Here is a 23,616-nt window from a genome sequence, read left to right as displayed (position 1 = left end):
CCAACGGTACGCGCGAAATGCTCGTAGCGGACTGAGGGAGGTATCAGCTCAGAGAGAACTCAGGGTGAGTAGGTACGCTCACGCGCATGAGACGTCGCGGTGTCACGGTCATCCTCGGCGCCCTGATCACCGCTCTGCTGGCAGCCGGTGTCATGGTCGCACCCCTGCCCTACGTGGTCCTCAAGCCCGGGCCCACGGTCAATACCCTCGGTTCGGACAACGGCAGCGAGGTCATCCAGGTCAAAAAGGGCGAGACCTCGACCTCGAAAGGCCAGCTGCGGCTCACCACCGTCAACGTGCAGTCGAAGGTGGAGCTGGTCTGGGCCATCGAGGGCTGGCTGAGCGGCGAGGACGCGGTCGTCCCGAAAGAGCTGATCTACCCGCCGAACCAGACGGTGAAGCAGGTCCAGGAGCAGAACGCGCAGGAGTGGAAAGAGTCGCAGACCAGCGCCGAGACGGTGGCCCTGCGTGAGCTGGGCTACCCCGTGCTGACGTTCGTGGAGAAGATCACGGCCGGTGGGGCAGCCGAGGGCAAGCTGGTCGCCGGGGATGTGATCACCGCGATCGACGGCACGAGGATCGAGCGTCCGGAGCAGATCACCGAGCTGGTCCGGGCCAAGCCGGCCGGGACCACGCTGACCGTGGGCTACGACCGGGACGGCAAGGCCGGAACCGCGCAGATCACCACGAAGGCCACGGCCGACGACACCCCCCGGCTGGGCATCGAGATCGACACCAAGCAGCCGAACCCGTTCGACATCGAGATCGACCTCGAGAAGATCGGCGGGCCGAGCGCCGGTCTGATGTTCAGTCTCGGCATCATCGACAAGCTCAAGCCCGAGGACCTGACCGGCGGCAAGATCATCGCGGGCACCGGAACCATCGATGACAACGGTAACGTTGGACCGATCGGCGGCATCCCGCAGAAACTGGTGGGAGCCGAGAAAGCCGGCGCCGAGCTCTTCCTGGTGCCCAAGGACAACTGCGCCGAGGCGCTTCGCAACGCGGTGCCCGGCCTGCCCATGGCCGAGGTCGCCACGGTGGACGACGCCCTCGCCGCTCTCGCGACATTCTCCACCGGTGGGACCCCGAAGCCCTGTTCGGCATCGTGATCCCGCACCGGTGGTGACGGACGAGTTTCGCCGCGTATAGAAGCTGGATGCGACATCGTTAAGGTGAATCACCGGCCAGACGAAGTGTGGAGCCAACGTTGGTTATGCGTAACAGTCCTCTACCGAGGATGAGCCGGCGCGGTCGCGTCACCGTCGGCGTCCTGGTCGGGGTATTCATACTTTTCACCCTGCTCGGGTGGGGCATCGACGCGTACACCGACTACCTGTGGTTCTCCGAGGTCGACTTCACGAACGTCTTCTCCGGAGTCCTGATCACCAGGCTGCTGCTCTTCCTGGCGATCGGTGCGGTGATGGCCCTGGTGGTCGGCGCCAACCTGTACCTCGCGTACCGGTTGCGGCCACTCCTGCGTCCGCACTCCGCGGAACAGGCCACCCTGGAGCGTTACCGGATGATCCTGGCGCCCCGCCTGGGGACCTGGATCACCGTGGTCGCTCTCGTCGTCGGCTTCTTCGCCGGCCTCTCCGCGCAGAGCCGCTGGGCCGACTGGATGCTGTTCCGCAACGGCGGACCGTTCGGCGTCCAGGACCCCGAGTTCAAGGTGGACGTCTCCTTCTACATCTTCGAGTACCCACTCCTGCGCTACCTGCTGGGCGTCGGCTTCACCGCCGTGGTGCTGTCGGTGCTCGGCGCGCTCGCCGTGCACTACATCTTCGGCGGGGTGCGTCTGCAGGGCGTCGGTGACCGGATGACCACCGCGGCCCGCGCCCACCTCACCACGCTGGTGGCGATCTTCGTGCTGCTCAAGGCGGTGGCGTACGTGCTGGACCGGCGCGCGCTCCTGCTGGAGCAGCACGTGTCGCCGGGGCTGTACGGAGCCGGCTACACCGACGTCAACGCGCTGCTGCCGGCCAAGGAGATCCTGGCGTACATCTCGGTCGTGGTCGCCATCGCGATCATCGTGTTCTCCAACGCGGTGATGCGGAACCTGGTCTGGCCCGGCGTCTCCCTGGCGCTGCTCGCCATCTCGGCGGTCGCGATCGGCGGCATCTACCCGCTCGCCGTGCAGAACTTCCAGGTCAAGCCGAGCCTCTCGGACAAGGAGGCGCCGTACATCCAGCGGTCGATCGACTCGACACGTCAGGCGTTCGGCCTGGAGACGACCGACGTCACGCAGTACAGCGCGGCCAGCGGCAGCCCACCGGCCAACCTCGCCGAGAACAGCAGCGCGCAGAACGTGCGGCTGATCGACCCGCAGCTGGTGTCCCAGGCGTTCACCCAGTCGCAGCAGTCCCGGGGCTTCTACGACTTCGGGGCGAAACTCGACGTCGACCGGTACACGATCGATGGCAAGACCCAGGACTACGTCGTCGGGGCCCGCGAGATCAACGACGAGAAACTGACCGCGCAGCAGCGCAACTGGCTGAACCGGCACACCGTCTACACCCACGGCTACGGCCTGGTGGCGGCGCCGGCCAACGAGGTCTGCGGCACCGGCCTGCCGTACTTCGTCTCCGGCTTCCTCGGCAGCAACACCGGCCAGGGCAACTGCTCGGCGCAGACCGACGAGATCAAGGCCGAGCAGCCGCGGATCTACTACGGCGAGCAGTCCACCGAGTACGTGATCGTCGGCCAGGAGAGCGACGAGAAGAAGGTCGAGTTCGACCGGCCGCAGGAGCAGAACAGCGACGCCTCGGAGCTCTACACCTACGAGGGTGAGGGCGGCGTGCCGATCGGCTCGTTCTTCCGGCGCGCGGTCTTCGCGATCAAGAACACCGAGAGCAACTTCCTGCTCTCCGACGCGGTGAACTCGAACTCCAAGCTGATGTACATCCGCAACCCGCGGGACCGCGTCGAGAAGGTCGCGCCGTTCCTCACCATCGACGGCGACCCGTACCCGGCCGTCGTCGGCGGGAAGATCGTCTGGATCCTGGACGGTTACACGACGGCGCAGACCTACCCGTACGCGCAGAAGATCAACCTGGCGACCGAGACGCGTGACGAACTGACCGGTCAGGGCTCCTTCGCCCTCGCCCGGGACGACGTCAACTACATGCGCAACTCGGTGAAGGCCACCGTCGACGCGTACGACGGCACCGTCACCCTCTACGAGTTCGACGAGAAGGACCCGGTCCTCAAGGCGTGGAACAAGGCGTTCGGCGGCGACCTGATCGTGCCGAAGGCGCAGATCCCGGCCGACCTCTCCTCGCACTTCCGCTACCCGGCCGACCTGTTCAAGGTGCAGCGCAACCTGCTGACCAAGTTCCACGTCACCGACCCGCAGACGTTCTTCTCCGGCAACGACTTCTGGGAGGTCCCGAACGCGCCGGACGCGCCACAGAACGGCGTCAAGCAGCCACCGTTCTACCTGAACGTGAAACTCCCCGAGCAGGACGACACACGGTTCCAGCTCACCGCCGGCGTCACACCGGCGAACCGGGAGAACATGGCCGCGCTGATCTCCGGCTCGTACGTGGACGGCCAGCCCAAGCTGGAGGTGCTCGAGCTACCCGACGACACCGTCGTCTCCGGCCCGGTCCAGGTGCACCAACGGATGGTCAACAACGCGAACGTCGCCTCCGACCTCGCGCTGCTCAGCAGACAGGGGCAGGCCACCGTCCTCTACGGCAACCTGATCTCCCTGCCGCTGGAGAAGGACATCCTCTACGTCGAACCGGTCTACGTGCGCAGCAACAGCCAGGCCAACGCGGCCCCGCTGCTGCAGAAGGTCCTGATGTCCTACGGTGACGGCGGCACCTACGTCGTCCTCGAGGACAACCTCACCAAGGGCCTGCAAGCACTCGCCGAGCTGGGCCGCACCAACGGCGCGCCGAGCCCCGGCACACCGAGCACACCCAATACGCCGGGTACGAACCCCAGCACGCCGGCGACCCCGCCACCCGTGCTCACCGGCGACCTGGCCCAGGCCGCGACAGCCGTCGACAAGGCCATCGAGGACCTCAAGGCCGCCCAGCAGGCCGGCGACTTCGTCAAGCAGGGTGAGGCCCTGAAGGCACTCGACGACGCCGTCAACCGCTTCCAGCAGCTCCAGGCCGCGGAAGCCAGCACCCCGCCCGCGACGGCGCCCTCCGTGGCCCCGTCCGTGGCGCCGTCCGCCAGCGCCGGAAGCTGATGTGTTCACCGTCTCCGGGGGCCGTTTTGCAGCTCCCGGAGACGGTGCGCTAGTCTTATGAAGCCGACGCGGGGTGGAGCAGCTCGGTAGCTCGCTGGGCTCATAACCCAGAGGTCGCAGGTTCAAATCCTGTCCCCGCTACAAGGGAATTGGGACCGTGTGTCAGCGGAAAGCGCTGACCTCGGTCCCTTTTCGCATTCTGCCTGGGGGCCGAGCCCCCAGACCCCGCGGTGCGGTGGTTGCGGTGCGGTCGGTGCGGTGCGGTGCGGTCGGTGCGGTGCGGTCGGTGCGGTCGGTGCGGTGCGGTGGTTGCGGTTCGCGGTTTACTGCCGGCTTGCCGCCTCATCCCCGATCTTGGCAGTCCCTGTCCACGAGACAGCCCCACATCGCCTAGATCGCCCTCATGGTGGGCGTGGCGCACCCGTTCGCCGACGTTCACGACGCCGGCGTCCGGGCTGGTCGCCCGGCCACGAGCGCGGATGGTGACCGGCATGCTGATCGGCGCCGGCAGGTCGGGGGATTCACCTGTCGCGCCGCACCTGGATGATCTCGACCACCGGGCCACATCACCCAGCAGGAGTACATGACGGAACACGGCCGCCCCTCTCGATGAGCGCCGCGCGATCTTCATGAAACCGCCGGGCTCGCTGCCGACCTGCGGTTTCCTACGAGACCGGGATACGCCTCCAAGATCGCGGGACTCCACTTCCCCGGCCCCCTCCTGGCGCAGAGCAAGTTGCCCCGTGACATTCCCTTCTCGCCGGTCTACGGTTGTCGGCGTGTCGAAGCGACTCGCCGAGGCGCGCATACGAGATCCACATCCGTCTGGGTAGCAAAAGCTACGAGCGAGATTGGATTCAGAGTGAGAACGGCCGTAGGATCAGCCTTCAGCTCGATGTCAATCTGGCATGCCTGCGGAGAGGCGCAGTAGATGACCAAGCCAAACATCGACCGGACCAAGCCGAGCAGCGCCCGAGTCTGGAATTACATCCTGGGCGGCAGGGACAACTTCGAAATCGATCGCATGGTCGGCGATCAGGTCCGTCAGTCATTCCCGGCGATCGTGAAGGTGGCGCAGGAACAGCGCAAGTTTCTCGTGCGCGCGGTCACCCACCTTGTCGGCGCGGGAATCCGCCAATTCCTGGATATCGGCACGGGCCTGCCCACCGCCAACAATACGCACGAGGTCGCCCAGCGACTCGACAGCAAGGCCCGGGTGGTTTACGTCGACAATGATCCACTCGTCCTCGCGCACGCGCGGGCGCTGCTGAACAGCAGCCCCGAGGGGTCTACCGACTACGTCGACTCCGATGTCGAGAAACCGGCCAGAATCGTGGGCAAGGCCAAACGCACCCTGGACTTCGACCGGCCGATCGGGATCACCATGCTCGGCATCCTGGGTAACGTCGCCGACTACGCCGAGGCGCGATCCATCGTCGAGCACCTGCTCCGAGAGGTGCCTTCCGGCAGCTACCTGGTGGTCTCAGACGGCACGAACACCAGCAATGAAATCGTCGAAGGCCAGCGGATCGCCAATCAGAGCGGCCATCCCTACCATCTCCGCAGCCCGGAAGAAATCATCGGATACTTCGACGGGCTCGATCTAGTGGAGCCCGGCGTTGTCTCGATACCGCACTGGCGCCCCGAGGTCAGCCCGCTGCCGCCGGCCCTGGACGGCTACTGCGGCGTCGGCCGCAAGCCCTGAAAGCCGTCGTGACAGCAGGCCGGCCTGATCGGCAGACGCACTGATCTCACCCGCAAGGGTGAACCTCGCGATCCACACGCCGCCCGCGGCGCACCCGATCCCACTATCAACGTGCGTCGATCACGCGCCGTAACAACGCGTGCGGGCGACGTACGTATTGCACATTTGCAGATGGTCTTGCTCGGTCTTGGGTGTGCGGTCACCATACGCGGCGTGAAACAGAAGAACATCCGACCCCGGGTCAGGGCGGGGAGCCTGCCGCCCATCACCCTTGGCGTGGCCGCCTTGATGGCCACGCTGGACGTTGCCCTGATGTGCTTTTCCGTAGTCCTACTGGGGCTCTCTCAGACCGTCCTGGCGGCTTTCACGGGCATCGCCAGCGTCGGCCTCGCCAACAAGCTGGCTCGCAGGCTCCTGCGGTGACATCACGCACCCAACAGCTTCATGGGGCCAGGCTGCTCGCTTCACTCACTGCCGCTCTGCGCATCACCGTGGAACGCTGACGTGCAACCCAACTTGTCCTCCAGGCGGGATGGCAGCGGGCGACCGAGGAACGCCTTGCAGTTGCTCGGTAGCCGGCTGCGGAGGCTGCGGGAGGCTTGCGGCCTGACCCAGGACGAGGCGGCGCAACATATCCGAGCCTCGGCATCGAAGATCAGCCGGATGGAGAGCGGGAAGGTCGGCACCAAGGAGGCCGACCTTCACCAACTCCTGGAGTTGTACGGGATATCGGACGCCACTGAGCGACTGGCCTTCCTGGGACAGCAGCAGCGCCTGAACGAACCCGGATGGTGGAAGCCTTACGGCAATCTCGCGGAATGGTACCGCTCGTACCTGGCCTTTGAATCTGCCGCGAAGTACATCCAGACGTACGAGGTGCGGCTTATTCCCGGGATACTCCAGACCAAGGCATATGCGGAAGCGGTAATACGCTCCGGAGGTGCGGGCGAGGACGAGGTACGCAACCTGCTCGATGTACGCCTGCAGCGGCAACGCATGGCGCTGGAGCGCGGAACCCCCCAGGTCTGGGCGGTAGTTGAGTACTCGTCCCTCATTGACGGTTTGAACGACAAACAGATCATGCGCGAGCAGATCGAATTCCTCTTGAAGGCATCTGAATTTCCGCATGTGCATATTCAGATCGTGATGCCTGGGGCCGGAGGCCTGGCATTCAGGATGAATTCCTTCTCCATTCTCCGACTCGAATCCTCGGAGGTCGGCTATCTGGAGTACTTCGACCGGGCCTTATTCATAACTGATATCCAAGATTTGGAACCGGCTCGCGCGGCCATGAGCGAGCTGGTCGTCATCGCCAAGAAGGCGGCCGAATCACGCAAGATCATGGAGAAGATCTTGCAGCGATACAGATAGAACCGGCCGGGACGCTCCGGCCAGCCCTGTCCGTCGGGGCGAGCCCGCTGACCGAACACGAACGCGTTGTGCTCCAGGCGGCCCGCTGACCGCTGTCCCTTTTCACATTCCGCTTGGGGGCCGAGCCGTCAGACCCCGCGGTGCGGTGGTTGCGGTGGGCGGCTTGTCGAGACCTTGGCGGGTTGCGCACGCACGGTGATGCGTAGATCGCCAAGATCCGGGTGGGGTACGCGGCACGCTGCCCGTCTCGCCCGTCCGGGGTGGGCCTGGGTTGTGGCGCGCTGAGCCGGAGGCGCCGCACCGTGGGGTCTGGGGGCTCGGCCCCCAAGCAGATATGCGAAGAGGGGCCGTGGTTCGCGCTTTCCGCGAACACGACCCCTCTTCCACTCGTAGCGGGGACAGGATTTGAACCTGCGACCTCTGGGTTATGAGCCCAGCGAGCTACCGAGCTGCTCCACCCCGCGTCGGTAGATATAGCTTAGCGCGGGGGTTGAGCGGGGGTTACACCGGGCTCCGCTTCCGGGTGAGCAGGGGGATCAGGCTGAGGGTCAGGCCGGCCAGGGCTACCGCTGTGACCAGGCCTACGCCGGGGCGGAAGGGGGCGAAACCGGCCTCGCCGGCGGTTGCCGAGACCAGGGCTGTGACGACGGCCAGGACCAGGGCGGTGCCTATCTGGCCGGAGGAGTTGACCAGGCCGGAGGCGAGGCCCTGTTCGGAGTCGTCGATGCCGTCGGTGGCCTGGGCCATGATCGAGCTGAAGCCGAACGCGAAGCCGCCGCCCAGCAGGAGCATGGTGGGCAGGATGGTGAGCAGGTACCCGGGGTGGTCGCCGGCGGTGCTGAGGAACCAGACGTATCCGGCGCTCAGGGACGCCATGGCGGTGACGATCAGCGGCGCGGTGCCGTGGCGGTCGATGAGGCGGCCCATGAACGGGGAGCTGAACGCGACGAGCAGGCCGGCCGGCAGGAGGGCCAGGGCCATCCGCAGCGGCTCCCAGCGCAGCACGTCCTGGAGGTAGAGCGTCATCATGAACTGGAAGCTCACGTAGGAGCCCATCAGGCTGATCATGCTGGCGTTGGCGCGGACGATCGGGCCGTTCCGGAAGATGCCGAGGCGGACCAGCGGGTGCCGGACCCGGTGCTCGATGGAGACGAACGCGATGAGCAGCGCGACGGCGAGCGCCGCGACGGCGATGGTCAGCGGGTGCAGCCAGCCCCGCTCGGGGGCGGTGACCACGGCGTAGACCGCGAGGAGCGTGCCGGAGCTGAGGGTGGCGGCGCCGAGCAGGTCGTGGCCGCCGCCGGCGGCGGGCCGGTCGCGGGGGATCAGCAGGTAACCGGCGGCGAGCGCGGCGAGTGCCAGCGGGACCGGCACGAGGAAGGTCCAGCGCCAGCCGAGGCTGGTGAGCAGGCCGCCGAGGATGAGGCCGGAGGAGTAACCGCTGGCGCCGAAGACCGTGAAGATCGAGAGTGCCCGGTTGCGGGCCGGCCCTTCGTGGAACGTCGTGGTGAGGATGCTCATCGCGGTCGGCGCGGTGAACGCGGCGGCGAGTCCCTTGATGAACCGGGTGGCGATCAGCAGCGTGCCGTCGTCGACCAGGCCGCCGATCAGTGAGGCCGCCGCGAAGACGGCCAGCGCGACGAGGAAGACGCGGCGGCGGCCGAGCAGGTCGGCGGTGCGGCCACCGAGCAGCAGCAGGCCGCCGTATCCGAGGACGTACCCGTTGACGATCCACTGCAGGGAAGTGGTGGAGAGGCCGAGTTCGGCGCCGATCGAGGGCAGTGCCACGCCGACCATGGAGACGTCGAGGCCGTCGAGGAAGAGGACCGCACACAGCACCGCCAGCACGCCCCAGAGCCGCGGCGTCCAACGCTGCCCGGCGGACCCGGGCGTGGTGTGGGAATCGGTGATAGTCACTCAGCGGACGCTAGATGCGTACGCATCTAATGTCCATGCATTAATTGTTGCTGCATTATTTTTGTGTGCATGTTGCGGTCCGGTTGGATTAGGATGCGCGGCATGGACCCGGAAGAAACCCTCGTCGAGCGGTGGCGTTCACTGCTGACCAGCTACAACGAGGTTGCCGGTCACCTGGAGCGAGCGCTGCAGGAAGCGCACGGCCTCACGCTGAGTGAGTTCGAAACGCTCGACCGTCTCGTCACGCAGGAGTGTGAGAAGCGCCGCATGCAGGATCTCGCCGACGTCATGTACCTGAGCCAGAGCGCCCTGTCCCGCACGGTCGGGCGTCTGGTCACCGGCGGCCTGGTCGCCCGCACGCACTGCGAGACCGACCGCCGCGGCGTCTTCGTGGAGCTCACCGACGAGGGCCGCAGCCGCCACGACGAGGCCCGCAAGACCCGTCTCGCGGTGCTCGCGGAGCACCTCAAGTGACGGTTCTGGCCGCTGACTGCTCCCGCTGCGCCGGGCTCTGCTGCGTGGCGCCCGCGTTCGCCAAGTCGTCGGACTTCGCGGTGAACAAACCGGCCGGCCAGCCCTGCCGGAACCTGCGGGACGACTTCCGCTGCGGTATCCACGAGCAGCTGCCCCAGCGCGGCTTCCCGGGATGCGTGGTGTTCGACTGTTTCGGCGCGGGCCAGCGGCTCACCCAGGAGACGTTCGGCGGGCAGGACTGGCGGTCGGCGCCGGGCATCGCCGGGGACATGTTCGCCGCGCTGCCGATCGTGCGGCAGCTGCACGAGCTGATGTGGTACCTCACCGAGGCGCTGAAACTGGACGAGGCGCGGCGCCTGCACCCGAAGCTGTCCGCCGCGCTCGAGGAGACCGACCGGCTCGCGGGCGGGAGCGCCGAGCTGCTGCGGGCGCTCGACGTGGACGCGCACCGGGGCCGGGTCAATCCGCTGCTGCGCCGGGCGAGTGAGCTGGCGCGCGCCCGGTTCGGTGGCCGCCGGCCGGATCACAGCGGCGCGCAGCTGATCGGCCGCCGGATGCGTGGCGCGGACCTGCGTGGAGCGAGCTTCCGCGGGGCAGTACTGATCGGAGCGGATCTGCGTGACGCGGACCTGCGGGGAGCCGACTTCACCGGTGCGGACCTGCGTGGCACGGATCTGCGCGGCGCGAACCTGACCGGCGTGCTCTTTCTCACCGCGTCGCAGCGTCGTGCGGCAGTGATGGACTCCGATCACACATAGGATGGGCGCATGCAGCAGGTCTCCGGCACGGTGTGGGTGCTGACGGTTCTCTTCATCATCGGCCTGCTGCTCTTCGACTTCTTCTTCCACGTGCGCCGGGCACACGTGCCCCGGCTGCGCGAGGCCGGGCTGTGGACCTCGATCTACGTGTCGATCGCGATCCTGTTCGGCGTCGGAGTCTGGATCTTCGGCGGCTCCACCATGGGCGCCGAGTACTTCGCGGGTTACGTCACCGAGGAAGCCCTCTCGGTCGACAACCTCTTCGTCTTCCTGCTGCTGATGAGCAGCTTCAAGGTGCCGCGCGCGGACCAGCAGAAAGTGCTGCTCTTCGGCATCGTGGTGTCGCTGCTGGCCCGGACCGGCTTCATCCTGCTCGGCGCCGCTCTGATCAACTCGTTCGCCTGGATCTTCTACATCTTCGGGCTGATCCTGCTGATCACGGCGGGGAACCTGCTGCGGAAGAAGAGCGAGGACCCGGACCAGGCGCCGGACAACATCATCATCCGGCTGGCGCGCCGGTTCCTGCACACCTCCGACGAGTACGACGGCGACAAGCTCTTCACCTATCAGGACGGCAAGCGGGTGCTGACCCCGATGCTGCTCGTGATGGTGGCCATCGGCGGCACCGACATCCTGTTCGCGCTGGACTCGATCCCGGCCATCTTCGGGCTCACCCAGAACGTCTACCTGGTCTTCACCGCCACCGCGTTCTCGCTGCTCGGGCTCCGACAGCTGTACTTCCTGATCGACGGCCTGCTGGACCGGTTGGTCTACCTCTCCTACGGGCTGGCGGCGATCCTCGCGCTGATCGGCGTGAAGCTGGTGCTGCACGCGCTGCACGAGAACAACGTCCCGTTCATCAACGACGGTGAGCCGGTGCACGTCGCCGAGATCCCGACCGCGCTCTCCCTCGGGATCATCATCGGCGTCCTGGTGATCACGGTGGTGGCGTCGCTGCTCAGCCCGAAGGGCCGGGCCCGGACGCACGTGGCGGCCGCGCGCCGGCACGCCACCGAGTTCCTCGACGTCGAGACCGACCCGGCGTACTGCGACGAGATCTACCACCGCCTCCTCGGCGAGGAGGAGAACCTGCGCAAGCTGCCGGAGCGCCAGCGGTCCCGGATCCGCCAGGAGGACGAGCTGATGGCCCTGCTGCGGCGTGCCCATCAGGTGCACGCCGAGCGGGTCGCCGAGGGCCGGTGTTTCGCGCCGTCGGCGACCGGGAAGCCGGCTTCTGCCTGAGGGGCGGCCCGCGGAGGGTTCTAGCGGGCGGTGCCGGGGTCGACGTCCGCGTTCAGGTACGCGGACAGGTTCGTCACCTGGCCCGGCCGGTCCTCGTCCGAGGCCGAGACCAGCCCGGCGATCCGGGCCGCCAGACTGGCCGCGCGTGAGGCCAGGTCGGGCTCCGCGTACCGGCTGTCCTGCTCGGCGCGGATCGCCTCCTGAGCCCGCTGCGCGTCGGCCTCCCGGCCGGGACGGTCGAAGGCCGCAGCCGAGACCGGCACCGCGGACGCGGGCATGGCCGAGGCGGGCACAGCTGAGGTGGGCACGGCTGAGGTGGGCACGGCTGAGGTGGGCACGGCGGAGACCGGCCGGTCGTCCTGGACGAGCTCGGCGTCCTGGATGAACTCCGCCTCGGCGCCGAACTCGGCGGACTCGGCGAACGCGGCATCCTCGACGGGCGCCGGCACCGGGACCGAACCGAGCAGCGTCACGGTCTGCCCCTCGCCGCCCTGATAGTTGCTGAACTCCGGCCCGATCACCAGGCGGGACAGCATCCGGGCCTGTGGGGCCGGCACGCCGATCTCGTTCGCGTTCTCCACCCGGAACCGGGCGATGGCCTGGCGCAGCACGTTGGCGAGGCGGTCCGCGTCGCCGACCGTGCCCAGCGCGCCACCGGCGAAGACCAGCGCCGGGAAGCTGCCGCCCGGCCCGTTGCAGACCAGCTGGATCTGGGTGATCGTGGCATTGCGCCCGACCTCCCGGTTGCCCGGCTGGACACGCAGGTGCTGCGGCCACAGCCAGAACAGCTCACCACTACTGAGCGTCGAAGTGTTCGCGTACGTGTACCGCACCCGCCGGTCCGTCACGAGGACCACGGTCTCTTCCGGGAGGGTCCATCGCGGTAGCGAGGACGCCTCGTCGAACGCGTACTCGGCGACGGCGCAGTGGCCCTGCCAGAGCACGCGCTCCCCGGTGTCCAGCGGTCCCAGGTCCGTACCGGGCGCGGACAGGAAGTGCTGGTGGAACATCGTCCGCCTTCCCCGTGATCGCCGCGATGCGCTTCTCGCGGCCGTCCCCGATTACAGCCTGTTGCGCCGGGTGCCGCCAGTGACCGGGCACGAATCACATCGCATCTTCCGGAATCGACGCAGTCCGGTGATCAGGCATGCACCAAGGGCAGATCCGCCCACTACTTTCGGTTACCGAAGAGGCCGGTCGGTGGTGGCGGGGAGGCGACCGCCGCCGCGTCCGGCACCGGTACGGCCCCCGCGGCGAAGCGGTCCAGATCGTCCTCCACCCGGCCGGGGAACCAGTCGCCCGCGGCACGCCGGGACAGCTCGGCGAGCGGCGGCGGGGTCCGCCCGGCGAGCACCACGAGGTTGCCGAACCGGCGGCCGCGCAGCACACCGGCGTCGGCGATCAGGCAGGCTTGCGGCAGCGCGGCGCGGATCGTGGCGACCTGGGTGCGCGCGTACTTCAGCGGCGGGCCGTCGGCCACGTTCGCGATCAGCCAGCCGGCCGGGTCGAGCACCCGGGCCACCTGCTGGGCGAACTCGGCGGAGGCCAGGTGCGCGGGGGTGCGGGCGCCGGCGAACACGTCCAGGATCACCAGGTCGTACCCGGCGTCGCGCATTCCCTCCACCGCGGCGCGCGCGTCGGCGATCCGTACCCGGATGCCGGCCGAGGCGGGCAGCGGCAGCGCCTCGCGCACCAGCTCGACCAGCGGACCGTCGATCTCGACCACCCGCTGCGCGGAACCGGGCCGGGTGGCAGCGATGTACCGCGGCAGCGTGAGCGCGCCGCCGCCGAGGTGCAGCGCGCGCAGCGGCCGGCCGGGCGGCGCGACCAGGTCGATTGCCGAGGCCATCCGGCGCACGTACTCGAACTGCAGGTAGGTGGGGTCGGCGAGGTCGACGTGGGACTGCGGCGCGCCGTCCAGCAGCAGCGTCCAGGCCGTGTCCCGGTCCGGGTCCGGCGTCAGCTCGGCCACTCCGGAGGCGACCGTCTCCACGCGTCGCCGGGACGCCCTGCGCTGTGCCATCCGGTCAGTATCTCCGGAGCAAATCGGGAGCACGCCGCAGGGAACCCAACGATCACTCGGGGAACTCCCGACATATCCCTCCGTGAGCGCATTTCCCTCCGTGAGCGCATTCGAGCAGCCGATGACGCGTCGCTCGGTCGTGGGCGTGGCCGCGGCCACCGGCGTGGCAGCGGTGCTTCCCCTCGGCACGCCCGCCGCCGCGGCCGCCACGACCGGCGCGGCCGCATCGGTTCCCGGCGACCCGCAGCTGCACCTGCTGCGCCGGGCCACGTTCGGCCCCAGCCCGTCGTCGATCGCGGCGATCCGCAAGCTGGGCACGAAGGCCTGGCTGGAGCGTCAGCTGAAGCCGTCCTCGATCCCGGACACGGTGGCCGACGGCCTGGTCGCCCGGTTCCCGCTGGCCCGGCTCGGGATCGCCCAGATCCGCAACCTGGTCACCGCCGGCAAGCTGAAGCAGTACAGCTGGGAGCCGATGTGGCAGCTGGGGTTCTCGGCGGTGGCCCGGGCCGTCTGGAGCGAGCGCCAGTTGTTCGAGGTGATGGTGGACTTCTGGAGCAACCACCTGAACGTCACCTGCCCGCACGGGGACGTGTGGGACAGCCGGATCGACTATGACCGCACCGTCATCCGTACCCATGCGCTGGGCACTTTCGCCGCGATGCTCAAGGCGTCCGCGCGGCATCCGGCGATGCTCACCTACCTGGACAACCGGTTCTCCAGCAAGGCCTCGCCGAACGAGAACTACGGCCGTGAGCTGCTGGAACTGCACACGGTGGGCCTGGCATACACCGAGTCGGACGTGAAGGCCGCGGCCCGGCTGCTGACCGGTCTGACAGTGGACAACGCCACCGGGAAGTACCGGTACGACGCGGCCGCGCACGCCACCGGAGCGGTCCGGATCCTCTCCTTCCAGCACGCCAACGCGACAGCGGCCGGCGGGGAGAAGGCCGCGCTGGCGCTCCTCGACTACCTGGCGCTGCACCCGGTGACGGCTCGCCGGATCGTCACGAAGCTCTGCGTCCGGTTCGTCGCCGACGACCCGCCGGCCGATCTGATCACCGCGCTGGTCAAGGTCTACCTGGACAACAAGTCGGCGATCGCGCCGGTGCTCCGGGCGCTGTTCACCTCGGCCGCGTTCGCGGCCTCGGCCGGTGCCAAGACGCGGACGCCGCTGGAGGATCTGGCGGCGACGGTACGGATCCTCGGCTACGGTCCGGCGCCCACCGGGACGAAGTTCCTGGAGAGCCTCTACGCGATGGCCCGTGACGCCGGCCAGGCGCCGCTCTCCTGGGCGCCGCCGAACGGGTTCCCGGACGTGGCGAGCGCCTGGGCGTCGCCCTCCGGCCTGCTGGTCCGCTGGAACTTCCACCTCTCCATCGCGGCCGGCTGGTGGCCGGACACGCTGGTACGGCCGGCGAACCTGGCGACCGGGATGCTGGGGGTGCTGCCGGCCACGTACGGCGCGCTGATCACTCAGCTGGGCGTGCGGCTGCTCGGGATGGCGCCCCCGGCCGCGCACGTGACGGCGCTCGCCGAGTTCTACGGCAGGACACCGGCGTCGCCGCTGAAAGCCGGTGATCCGGCGGCCGGCTGGATGTTCCCGTACCTGATGGCGATGCTGCTCAACTCCCCGACGTTCGCGCTGCGATGAGCCCCGGAGTGAAGATGACGAAGACCCTGTCCCGGCGGCGCCTGCTCGCGACCGGCACGGCGTGCGCGTTCGCCGGCCTGGCCGGATCGCAGCTGGACACCAGCCTCGCCTTCGCGGCCGACCCGTCGTACTCGGGTGACGTCCTGGTGCTGCTCTCGATGCGGGGCGGTTTCGACGGCCTCTCGGCGGTGGTGCCGCACGGCGATCCCGGCTACTACGCCGCCCGCCCCGGTATCGGCGTCCCGAAGGCCCAGCTGATCGGCGGTGACGCGTTCTTCGGGCTGCACCCGGCGCTCGCCCCGCTGCTGCCGTACTGGACCGGCGGCCAGCTCGCCGCGGTGCAGGCGGTCGGGCAGCCGGCGCCGAACCGGTCGCACTTCTCGGCCATGGAGGAGCTGGAGCGCGCCGCGCCGGGCACGTCGATCCGCACCGGCTGGCTGAACCGCATGCTGGGCACCTCCGGCGCGGGCCCGGCCGATCCGTTCCACGCCGTCGCGATGGGCACCGCGATGCCGGCCCGGGTGCTGTCCGGCCCGGCGCCGTACCTGGGGCTGACCGCCGTCGACCACCTGAAGCTCAACGGTGATCAGGCGGACCGGCCGATCGCCGCCACGATGAGCAAGCTCTACGCCGGGGCGCCGGCCGCGCTGGCGGCCACGGCGGGGCAGCTCACCGGCGCGCTGAGCCGGGGCGCCGCGCTGCGGGCGGCCGGATACGCGCCGGCGAACGGCGCGGTCTATCCGGGCACCGGGCTCGGCGACGCGCTGCGTGACGTGGCCCGGCTGATCAAGTCGGGTGCCGGGCTGCGCACCGCGACCGTCGACTCCGGTGACTGGGACATGCACGAGAATCTCGGTGTGGCGGCGGCGGGCCGGCGGATGTACGACCAGTTGACGGCGTTCGCCACCGCGCTCGCGGCGTTCGCGGCCGACCTCGGCCCGGACGGCATGCGGCGGGTCACGCTGATCACGATCAGCGAGTTCGGCCGGCGGGTGACGCAGAACGGATCCGCCGGCCTTGACCACGGGTACGGCAACGCGATGTTCGTGCTGGGCGGCGGTGTGCGGGGCGGCAAGGTGTACGGGCGGTGGCCCGGCCTCGCCGCGGACGACCTGCGCGACGGCGACCTCGCGGTGACCACGGATTACCGTGCGGTGATCGGTGAGATCCTGCGGGCCCGGTGCGGGGTGGGCGACATGTCGGGCGTCTTCCCCGGAGTGACCGCCTCGTCGCTGGGTGTCATCAAGCCGCGTTAAAACGGGTCAAAAGGCCTTCCGGTTCCAAAGGTGCGATTAACACTGAAACAGCTGAAACGCTGAAACGCACCGCTACGAACACGGAGGTCACGGTGTCGAGCAACGTGCTGGCCGAGATCATGGGGCAGCGGCGGCCACTGGGTCCGCCGCCGGCCCGCGAGATGCCCGAAATCCTGGCCGCCGCGAAGGAGGCCGCCGGCCCGCCGCTGCGGATCCGGCGGCACACCTCCGACGAGGGCGCGCCGTTCTGGAGGTGGGACTGCGCCGGCTGCGGTGAGTACGGCGGCGGGCGGCATCACGAGGACGCGCTGACCCGGGCGCACCGGCACTGCCGGGAGCACCCGGCGCACGGATCCTCGCTGCTGCCGCCGGCCCGCTGCCGGCGGCCGGACACCTTCCTGCCGCTGCACCCGATGCTGTACGCGGTGGACGACGACCCGCCGCCGGAACCCCTGTCCGTCTGACCCGGCCGTGCGGCCGGCGCCGCACGGGCCAGCCACTCCAGCTCAGCTCCGGGTCGGGCCGGTGCGCTTCTTGATCTCTTCTACGCCCCGGTCGATCTTGGAGCTGTGCTTGTGGCCGGTACGCCGGTCCACCTCGTCGCCGATCTTGTCGAGTGCCTTGTCGACCTTGTCCTCGTGCTTGTTGACCAACTGCTTCGCCTTGTCCAAGAAACTCATGGGTTCTCTTTTACCCAGAATCTCGGCCACTTCCCGGAACAGCGGGTGCCCGATTACCCCGGCCAGGTCCGGACCGAGCGGGATCCGCCAATTCGGGTACTCGTCGAACGTGCCCGGCAGGTTCGGCTGGCGGATCTCCAGCAGGACGTCGTGCAGGGACGCGGTGACGAACCGGCACGGCGTCCGGGCCAGGAAGCGGTGCATGGCGAGCATGGTCTGCTCGGTGGCCGGGTCGTCGCCGAGCAGACCCTCGGACCGCAACAGATCCAGCAGTTCGGAGCGGTCCTTCTGCCAGGTGGCGCGCTCCTTCTCGACCGGACCGGCCAGCTGACCCAGCTCCGCCCGTACCCGAACCTGCTCGCCGGCCAGAAAGCCGGCGGCGGTCGGCAGATCGTGGGTGGAGATGCTGGCCAGGGCATTGCGCGGGTAATCGGCGGCGGGGAGGTAGTCGCCGTCGTCGTCCCGGGTGAACCAGAGCACGGCCGAGCCGAGCATGTTCCGGCCGGCCAGCCCGTCGGTCACCTCCGGCAGCACCGTCCCGAGATCCTCGCCGATCACCACGGCCCCGGCCCGGTGCGCCTCCAGCGTCAGGATGCCGAGCATGGCCTCCGGGTCGTAGTGGACGTAGGTGCCCTGCGCCGCGCCGAGGCCCGGCGGCACCCACCAGAGCCGCCACAGGCCCGCCACGTGGTCGACCCGGAGCCCGCCCGCGTGCCGGAAGATCCGCCGCAGCATGTCCCGGTACGCCGCGTACCCGGTCTCCACCAGCTTGTCCGGCCGCCAGGCCGCCAGGCCCCAGTCCTGACCCAGCTGGTTGAACGCGTCCGGCGGCGCGCCAGCCCGCACGCCCGGCGCCAGCACGTCCTGCAGCAGCCAGCCGTCGGCGCCCCCCGGGTCGATGCCGACCGCGAGGTCGTGCACGATCCCGACCGGCATGCCGGCGGCCGCCTCCCGCGCCGCGACCAGTTGGTCCTCGACCAGGTGCTGGATCCAGGCGTGGAAGGCGATCCGGTCCGAGGTGTACGCCGTGACCGCCGGCGAGTCCGGCCGGCGCAACTCCTCCGGCCACGTCCGCCAGTCCGGTCCGTGCTCCTCGGCGAGCGCGCAGAACCGGGCGAAGTCGGTGAGTCCGGGGTCGCTCTCCAGGTCGACCGGTCCGGCGAGCGGCCAGAGCAGTTCCAGGGCGGCCAGTTTCGCGGCCCAGACCGCGTCGTAGTCGATCAGCCCGTCGGCGGGCGGGGACGGCTTCAGCGCGTCCACCCGCGCCGTCAGCGAGGCGTCCGCCCGCCGGTACGCGTCGACGTCCGAGATCCGCAGGTAGATCGGGTTGGCGAAGCGGCGGCTCGACGGCGAGTAGGGCGAGGCCGGCACCGGCCGGACCGGCGTGATCGCGTGCAGCGGGTTGAGCAGCACGAGACCGGCGCCGGCGGAGACGGAGGACACGAAGGACCGCAGGTCGCCGAGGTCCCCCATGCCCCAGGAGTCGGCGGAGTGCAGGGTGTAGAGCTGGACCATCCAGCCCCAGGCCTCGGGCGGCTCGGGAAGCTCGGCGGGCACCACGACGAGGGTGGTCTCCTGGTCGCCGGATCGCAGCCGGTGCCAGCCGAGCGGGATCTCCGTACTGTCCGCCGGCAGGGTCCGGCCGTCCTCCAGCGTGATCTCACCGGGATGCCGCAACGGGGAGCCGGCGCGCAGCACGACCGTCCCCGGGAGGCCGCCCTTCTCCCGGCCCCGGACGGCGGCGAGCGCGGCGCGTACCGCGGCGGGTGTGCTCGCGTCGACGCCCAGCAGCCCGAGCACGCCGATCACCGACTCCTCGGAGACGTCGGTTCGCTGCCGTTGCCAGTCCTCGTACCACGTGGCAACCCCGTGCGCCTCGGCCAGCGCCACCAGATCCGCGTTCATCGCGTGTTCCCTTCCCGTAGGTACCGGTCTCTTACCCATGCCTCCGTTTGACTTGCACCGATGGGTCAGCATGGAGACATGGCTCATCTGATGAAGTGGTGGTCACGAGCGGCCGCGGTAGTGACGGGCGCGGTCCTGGCCCTGGTCGTCCCGGCACACGCATGGGCGGCGAGCAACGGTGTGGCGGATCTGGCGGTCGAGGCGGCCCGCCGTCGCTCGCGGGGCGGCTTCGGGGTCTTCGGCTTCTTCGGCCTGCTCTGCTGCCTGTTCGTCGTGGGTGGGGTCGTATTGGCGATAGTGTTGATTTCGCGGAACCGGAAGCGTCGCTGACCGCTCCCGCCCTAGCGTAAATGCATGGGCGGGTCGTTTCGTTCGTTCGCGTTGATCAGCGGGATCACCGCTGTCCTCTGTGTGCCACCGGCCGTCTCGGTGGCCGCCGTGGCCGGAGCCGACGTGCTGATCTCGCAGGGCCGGCCGGCTCTCGCGTCCTCGACCGCCTCGGTCGCCTGGACGGCGAACGGCGTGGACGACGGCGACCCCCGGACCCGGTGGACCAGCGGCACCGGGCCGGGGACGCAGTGGGTCCAGATCGACCTCGGCGCGGCTCAGGAGGTCAGGCGGGTCCGGCTGAGCTGGGCCACGGTGTTCGCGAGGGCGTACCGGCTGCAGCTCTCCGACAACGGCTCGGTCTGGCGCGACCTCTACCGCACCGGCTCCGGCAACGGCGGCGCCGACGACGTGCGCGGCCTGCACGGATCCGGGCGCTACCTGCGCCTGCTCGCCACCCGGCGGTCGGTCGCCTCGGGTGGGTACTCGTTGTGGGAGATGCGCGCGTACGGCCCCGGGCCGTCCGGGCCGGTCACCGAGAGTGGCCGCCGCGCGACCGCCGGGGTGCCGGGAGAGGCCGCGGACCTGACCTCGGCCGGCAAGAAGGAGACCGCGCTCAAGCTGGTCGCCAGCGCGGAGAACTCGACGCTGGACTGGCGCGGGTCGTTCGGCTACATCGAGGACATCGGCGACGGCCGTGGCTACACCGGCGGGATCGTCGGGTTCACCTCGGGCACCTCGGACATGCTCGGCGTCGTCACCGAGTACTCCCGGCGCAGGCCGTCGAACCGCCTGGCCCGGTACCTTCCGGCACTGCGGTCGGTGGACGGCACGGACTCGCACCGGGGTCTGGGCCGGGGCTTCGTGCGGGCGTGGCGGGCGGCGGCCGCCGATCCGGTGTTCCGGCAGGTCCAGGAGGACGCCCGGGACCGGATCTACTTCGGTCCGGCGGTCCGGCTCGCGGAGTCCGACGGGCTGCGGGCGCTGGGCCAGTTCGCCTACTACGACGCGGCGGTGATGCACGGCGTCGACGGGCTGAAGGAGATCCGTGACCGGGCGGCGCAGTCCGCCCGGCCGCCGGCCCGGGACGGCGACGAGATCAGCTATCTGGCGGCCTTCCTGGACTCGCGGGCGGCCGAGATGCGTACCGAGGCGGCGCACAGCGATACCAGCCGGGTGGAGACCGCCCAGCGGGTGTTCCTGCGGACGGCGAACCTGGACCTGACCGCGCCGCTGAGCTGGCAGGTGTACGGGGACCGGTACACCGTGAGCCGCTGACCGGTCCCCGTGGCTCAGGCCGATCGCGCCAGTCTTCTAGGGGCGCGATCCCGCCGAGCGGAGCGAGGCCATCAGGCACGGCTCCATTTCTGGTTGGCGGTGCCGCCGCAGTCCCAGAGCTGGAGCTGCGCGCCGTTGGCGTTGTTCCATCCGGCGATGTCCACGCACCGGTTCGCGGAGACGTTGACCAGGTCACCGGCGGCCGACAGGGTGAACCGCTGCACCGGGTTGCCGTTGCAGGTGACCAGCTGGATCGGGGTGCCGTTGGCGAGCGCGCCACCGGCCGGGTCCATGCACTTGCCGAGGGCGCGCAGGGTGCCGTCGGCGGCGGGGGCCCAGCTCTGGGCGGCGGTGCCGTTGCAGTCGTACATCTGCAGGCGGGCGCCGTCGCCGACGGTCCCGCCCGGCACGTCGATGCAGCGGCCGTTGAAGGTGCTCTTCAGCGCGCTGCCGCCGGTGGACTCGGTCCAGGCCGAGACCCGGACGTAGTCGACGAGCATGGTCTGCGGGAACGAGGTGCTCGCGTCCGGGCTGCCCGGCCAGTTGCCGCCGACCGCGACGTTCAGGATCAGGAAGAACGGGTGGTCGAACACCCACTGGTTACCGCCGACCGAGGCCGGCGTGGCGCGGAAGTACTCCACGCCGTCGAGGAACCAGACGATCAAATTCGGAGACCATTCCACCGCGTACGAGTGAAAAGCGTCCCCGAGAGGCGCCGAGAGCGTCCGGTTGCCACCCACCGCGCTGCCGCCGGAGTACCCCGGTCCGTGGATGGTGCCGTAGACCCGGTTCGGCTCCTTGCCGACGTTCTCCATGATGTCGATCTCGCCGGACTGCGGCCAGCCGACGCTGCCGAGGTTGTCGCCGAGCATCCAGAACGCCGGCCAGATGCCCTGGCCCCGGGGAACCTTGATGCTCGCCTCGAAGCGGCCGTACCGCTGGGTGAACTTGCCCGAGGTGAGCAGCCGGCCGGAGGTGTACTGGCAGGTGCCGTACCAGCACTGGTAGTTGGCCGGGTTCTCCCGGCGCGCGGTGATGGCGAGGTGCCCGGCGCCGTCCTGGCGCACGTTGTTCGTCGAGTTCGTGTAGTACTGCAGCTCGTTGTTGCCGAACCCGCCACCGCCGGTGTCGAAGTTCCACTTCGAGCCGTCCACCGGCGCGCCGGCCGCGCCGTTGAACTCGTCCGACCAGGTGACCGGGCCGATCGCGGCGTCGGCGGTGTCGCCGCGCGAGGCCAGGGTGAGCGTGCCGGCCAGCGTGGTGGCGACCACCGCCACGCTGAGCAGCATCCGTAACTTGCGCATGGGGATCCTCCGGGGGAGAGGGAACCGGTTCTCCAAACAGTCTTTAGAGATAGACTGCTGTCGGTCAATGGAGACGGGTTCCGGAACCGCCGGATAACGCTTTGCCCCTAGATTTTCGTGAAGAGCGCGGGTACGAGCGTCGGCTGCCACCCCGGCAGCGAGGTGTGCCGCTCCGTCACCCGGTAGGTGCCGCCCTTGTACGTGACGTACTGCCCGGCCTGATACGCGGTGAACTTCTCCCACGCCGTGGTCTTCACCGCGACCTGGATCGTGACGCGCACCGTGTCGACAGCGATGGCCGGCGCCCGGTTGCCCCAGCTGTTCAGATTCAGCGCCAGATGGAACGGCTGCCCGCTGACCGCCGGGGTGAACCGGATGACGTCCACGTCGTCCACCGACCAGACCATCGACGTGGGCGTCCACTCGATCGCATAGGTGTGGAACTCGTCGTCCGCCACGCCGTCGTCGGCCAGCACCTCGACCTTGCCGGCCGGGATCCGGCCCGACTCGTCGAGCACACCCAGCGCACGCCAGGCCCCCGACGTCCGCCGCATCTGGATCTTGGCCATCGCACGCCCGGACTTCTGGGTGACGGCCTTCGCGGTGCGCAGCGTGTCGTCGAGCACGAGGCGTCCCTCGCCGTCCAGCCAGGCCTCGCGGGCCGGAGCCCACTTGGCCGGGTCCGGCGTGGCGCCCCGATCGCCGCCGAAGAAGTCACTGAAGACGGTCTTGGTCACGGTCGGAGCCGCGGCGGCGCGTTCCGCCCGCCCCAGGGTCACGATCGACAGCCCGGAGACGAACACTGCGGCCGCCGTCAGCGACCGCAGCAGGCGCACGCTCTTCATCGCCACATCCCCCACTCTTGATCACTCGCGCGAGCACTCTGCCTAGTTGGGAGCGCTCTCAGCAAGAGTGAGGGCCGATCTTTTCAGGCTGCCCTACGACATATCAGTCGTAATCCGGCGCCCGCGTCTCGTGCATCGCCAGCTCCTCGGCGCTGGCGCCGCCACCGGCCGAGCCCGCGTCGTAGGCGACGCTGTCCGGCTCCTCGTCCCACCCGGAACCCTCGTCCGGGGCGACCAGGCGGCCCACCGTCTCCGGGTCCGCCTCGTCGAGCTGGCCGTCGTCGTAGAGCGACACCTGCGATTTCGGGTCCGAGGTCGGGCCGTCCTCCCAGACGTCCCGGTCGAACGCCAGCTCCTCGGAGCTGTCGACGGTCTCGTCCAGCGGGTCCCGGTCCCGCTGGACCTGCTCGCGCTCGGCGCCGAAGTCCGGCTCCTCCTGGCGCAGCCGCTGGTCCAGCGACTCGCCCTGGCGCTGCTCCTCCGCGGTGTCACCGAAGCGGTTCGACCCGCCGGGGCCGACACCGGCCAGCGCGGCGGGATCCGGCCCGTCGCTCCACCGGGTGCTGTCCACCTCGTCGTACGCGGTGGAATCGTCGTCGGCGGTATCCGGCAGTCCCGAGGCCTCCGGATCGCTGACCTCGGTCGGGTAGTCGTTCTCTCGCATGTCCGCAAATCT

Annotated in this window: 19 protein-coding genes, 2 tRNA genes and 1 pseudogene; 14 read left to right on the top strand and 8 right to left on the bottom strand. The window is 69.4% G+C overall.

Annotation, left to right across the window (positions count from 1 at the left end; genetic code table 11):
* Positions 1-86 precede the first annotated feature (86 nt).
* The 6 genes from AB0F72_RS15170 (at position 87) to AB0F72_RS15145 (ending at position 7,280) form a co-directional block, all read left to right on the top strand.
* Positions 87-1,112: a PDZ domain-containing protein gene (locus AB0F72_RS15170; RefSeq protein ID WP_360430602.1), complete on the top strand. Its 1,026-nt coding sequence runs from the start codon at positions 87-89 to the stop codon at positions 1,110-1,112.
* 128 nt (positions 1,113-1,240) lie between these two features.
* A complete protein-coding gene (locus AB0F72_RS15165; RefSeq protein WP_360430600.1) occupies positions 1,241-4,204 on the top strand; it encodes a UPF0182 family protein in 2,964 nt (987 codons plus the stop codon).
* Positions 4,205-4,271: 67 nt separating this feature from the next.
* Positions 4,272-4,345 (top strand) — tRNA-Met (locus AB0F72_RS15160).
* A 790-nt stretch (positions 4,346-5,135) separates the two neighbouring features.
* On the top strand, positions 5,136-5,909 hold the full coding sequence (locus AB0F72_RS15155; protein WP_360430598.1) for an SAM-dependent methyltransferase: 774 nt from the start codon (positions 5,136-5,138) through the stop codon (positions 5,907-5,909).
* A 213-nt stretch (positions 5,910-6,122) separates the two neighbouring features.
* On the top strand, positions 6,123-6,332 hold the full coding sequence (locus tag AB0F72_RS15150; RefSeq protein WP_360430596.1) for a hypothetical protein: 210 nt from the start codon (positions 6,123-6,125) through the stop codon (positions 6,330-6,332).
* Positions 6,333-6,467: 135 nt separating this feature from the next.
* Positions 6,468-7,280, top strand: coding sequence for a helix-turn-helix transcriptional regulator (locus AB0F72_RS15145; RefSeq protein ID WP_360430594.1), 813 nt, complete (start codon positions 6,468-6,470; stop codon positions 7,278-7,280).
* Positions 7,281-7,670: 390 nt separating this feature from the next.
* Here AB0F72_RS15145 and AB0F72_RS15140 read toward each other — a convergent pair.
* Positions 7,671-7,744, bottom strand: a tRNA-Met gene (locus tag AB0F72_RS15140).
* Between the two features lie 37 nt (positions 7,745-7,781).
* Positions 7,782-9,197 carry an MFS transporter gene (locus AB0F72_RS15135; RefSeq protein WP_360430592.1) on the bottom strand — a complete coding sequence of 472 codons (1,416 nt, stop codon included), beginning with the start codon at positions 9,195-9,197 and terminating at the stop codon, positions 7,782-7,784.
* A gap of 102 nt (positions 9,198-9,299) precedes the next feature.
* On the opposite strand from AB0F72_RS15135, the gene AB0F72_RS15130 reads away from it, so the two are divergent.
* The 3 genes and pseudogenes from AB0F72_RS15130 to AB0F72_RS15120 form a co-directional block, all read left to right on the top strand.
* Complete coding sequence (locus AB0F72_RS15130) at positions 9,300-9,671, top strand: MarR family transcriptional regulator (protein WP_360430590.1); 372 nt, start codon at positions 9,300-9,302, stop codon at positions 9,669-9,671.
* The gene (locus AB0F72_RS15125) at positions 9,668-10,429 is read left to right on the top strand and encodes a pentapeptide repeat-containing protein (RefSeq protein WP_360430588.1); all 762 of its coding nucleotides are present in this window, start codon (positions 9,668-9,670) and stop codon (positions 10,427-10,429) included. The genes AB0F72_RS15130 and AB0F72_RS15125 overlap by 4 nt, the downstream gene beginning before the upstream one ends.
* Positions 10,430-10,438: 9 nt before the next feature.
* A pseudogene (locus AB0F72_RS15120) lies at positions 10,439-11,389 on the top strand (TerC family protein); the annotation flags it as partial.
* 302 nt (positions 11,390-11,691) lie between these two features.
* Here AB0F72_RS15120 and AB0F72_RS15115 read toward each other — a convergent pair.
* Positions 11,692-12,681 carry a translation initiation factor 2 gene (locus AB0F72_RS15115; RefSeq protein ID WP_360430586.1) on the bottom strand — a complete coding sequence of 330 codons (990 nt, stop codon included), beginning with the start codon at positions 12,679-12,681 and terminating at the stop codon, positions 11,692-11,694.
* 161 nt (positions 12,682-12,842) lie between these two features.
* Entirely contained in the window at positions 12,843-13,694 is an 852-nt protein-coding gene (locus AB0F72_RS15110) for a fused MFS/spermidine synthase (protein ID WP_360430584.1), read from the bottom strand.
* 100 nt (positions 13,695-13,794) lie between these two features.
* On the opposite strand from AB0F72_RS15110, the gene AB0F72_RS15105 reads away from it, so the two are divergent.
* The 3 genes from AB0F72_RS15105 (at position 13,795) to AB0F72_RS15095 (ending at position 17,065) form a co-directional block, all read left to right on the top strand.
* Positions 13,795-15,345, top strand: coding sequence for a DUF1800 domain-containing protein (locus AB0F72_RS15105; protein ID WP_360430582.1), 1,551 nt, complete (start codon positions 13,795-13,797; stop codon positions 15,343-15,345).
* 14 nt (positions 15,346-15,359) lie between these two features.
* Positions 15,360-16,601 carry a DUF1501 domain-containing protein gene (locus tag AB0F72_RS15100; protein ID WP_360430580.1) on the top strand — a complete coding sequence of 414 codons (1,242 nt, stop codon included), beginning with the start codon at positions 15,360-15,362 and terminating at the stop codon, positions 16,599-16,601.
* Positions 16,602-16,693: 92 nt separating this feature from the next.
* The gene (locus AB0F72_RS15095; protein WP_360430578.1) at positions 16,694-17,065 is read left to right on the top strand and encodes a hypothetical protein; all 372 of its coding nucleotides are present in this window, start codon (positions 16,694-16,696) and stop codon (positions 17,063-17,065) included.
* A 42-nt stretch (positions 17,066-17,107) separates the two neighbouring features.
* On the opposite strand, the gene malQ is transcribed toward AB0F72_RS15095, so the two are convergent.
* Positions 17,108-19,186 (bottom strand): 4-alpha-glucanotransferase, encoded by a 2,079-nt coding sequence (gene malQ, locus AB0F72_RS15090; protein ID WP_360430576.1) that lies wholly within the window; start codon positions 19,184-19,186, stop codon positions 17,108-17,110.
* A gap of 78 nt (positions 19,187-19,264) precedes the next feature.
* Here malQ and AB0F72_RS15085 point away from each other — a divergent pair, with 78 nt between their 5' ends.
* Entirely contained in the window at positions 19,265-19,516 is a 252-nt protein-coding gene (locus AB0F72_RS15085) for a hypothetical protein (protein WP_360430574.1), read from the top strand.
* 24 nt (positions 19,517-19,540) lie between these two features.
* Positions 19,541-20,791 (top strand): chitosanase, encoded by a 1,251-nt coding sequence (locus AB0F72_RS15080; RefSeq protein WP_360430572.1) that lies wholly within the window; start codon positions 19,541-19,543, stop codon positions 20,789-20,791.
* A 71-nt stretch (positions 20,792-20,862) separates the two neighbouring features.
* On the opposite strand, the gene AB0F72_RS15075 is transcribed toward AB0F72_RS15080, so the two are convergent.
* From AB0F72_RS15075 to AB0F72_RS15065, 3 genes are all read right to left on the bottom strand, one after another.
* Entirely contained in the window at positions 20,863-22,095 is a 1,233-nt protein-coding gene (locus AB0F72_RS15075; protein ID WP_360430570.1) for a family 16 glycosylhydrolase, read from the bottom strand.
* A gap of 107 nt (positions 22,096-22,202) precedes the next feature.
* The gene (locus AB0F72_RS15070; protein ID WP_360430568.1) at positions 22,203-22,940 is read right to left on the bottom strand and encodes a carbohydrate-binding protein; all 738 of its coding nucleotides are present in this window, start codon (positions 22,938-22,940) and stop codon (positions 22,203-22,205) included.
* Positions 22,941-23,043: 103 nt separating this feature from the next.
* Complete coding sequence (locus AB0F72_RS15065; protein WP_360430566.1) at positions 23,044-23,604, bottom strand: DUF5709 domain-containing protein; 561 nt, start codon at positions 23,602-23,604, stop codon at positions 23,044-23,046.
* Positions 23,605-23,616 lie beyond the last annotated feature (12 nt).

The sequence above is a fragment of the Actinoplanes sp. NPDC023936 genome, from assembly GCF_040639325.1.
GTDB lineage: Bacteria > Actinomycetota > Actinomycetes > Mycobacteriales > Micromonosporaceae > Actinoplanes.
The sequence above is the reverse complement of the archived record's forward strand: the minus strand, read 5'-3'. Positions and strand labels throughout refer to the sequence as shown.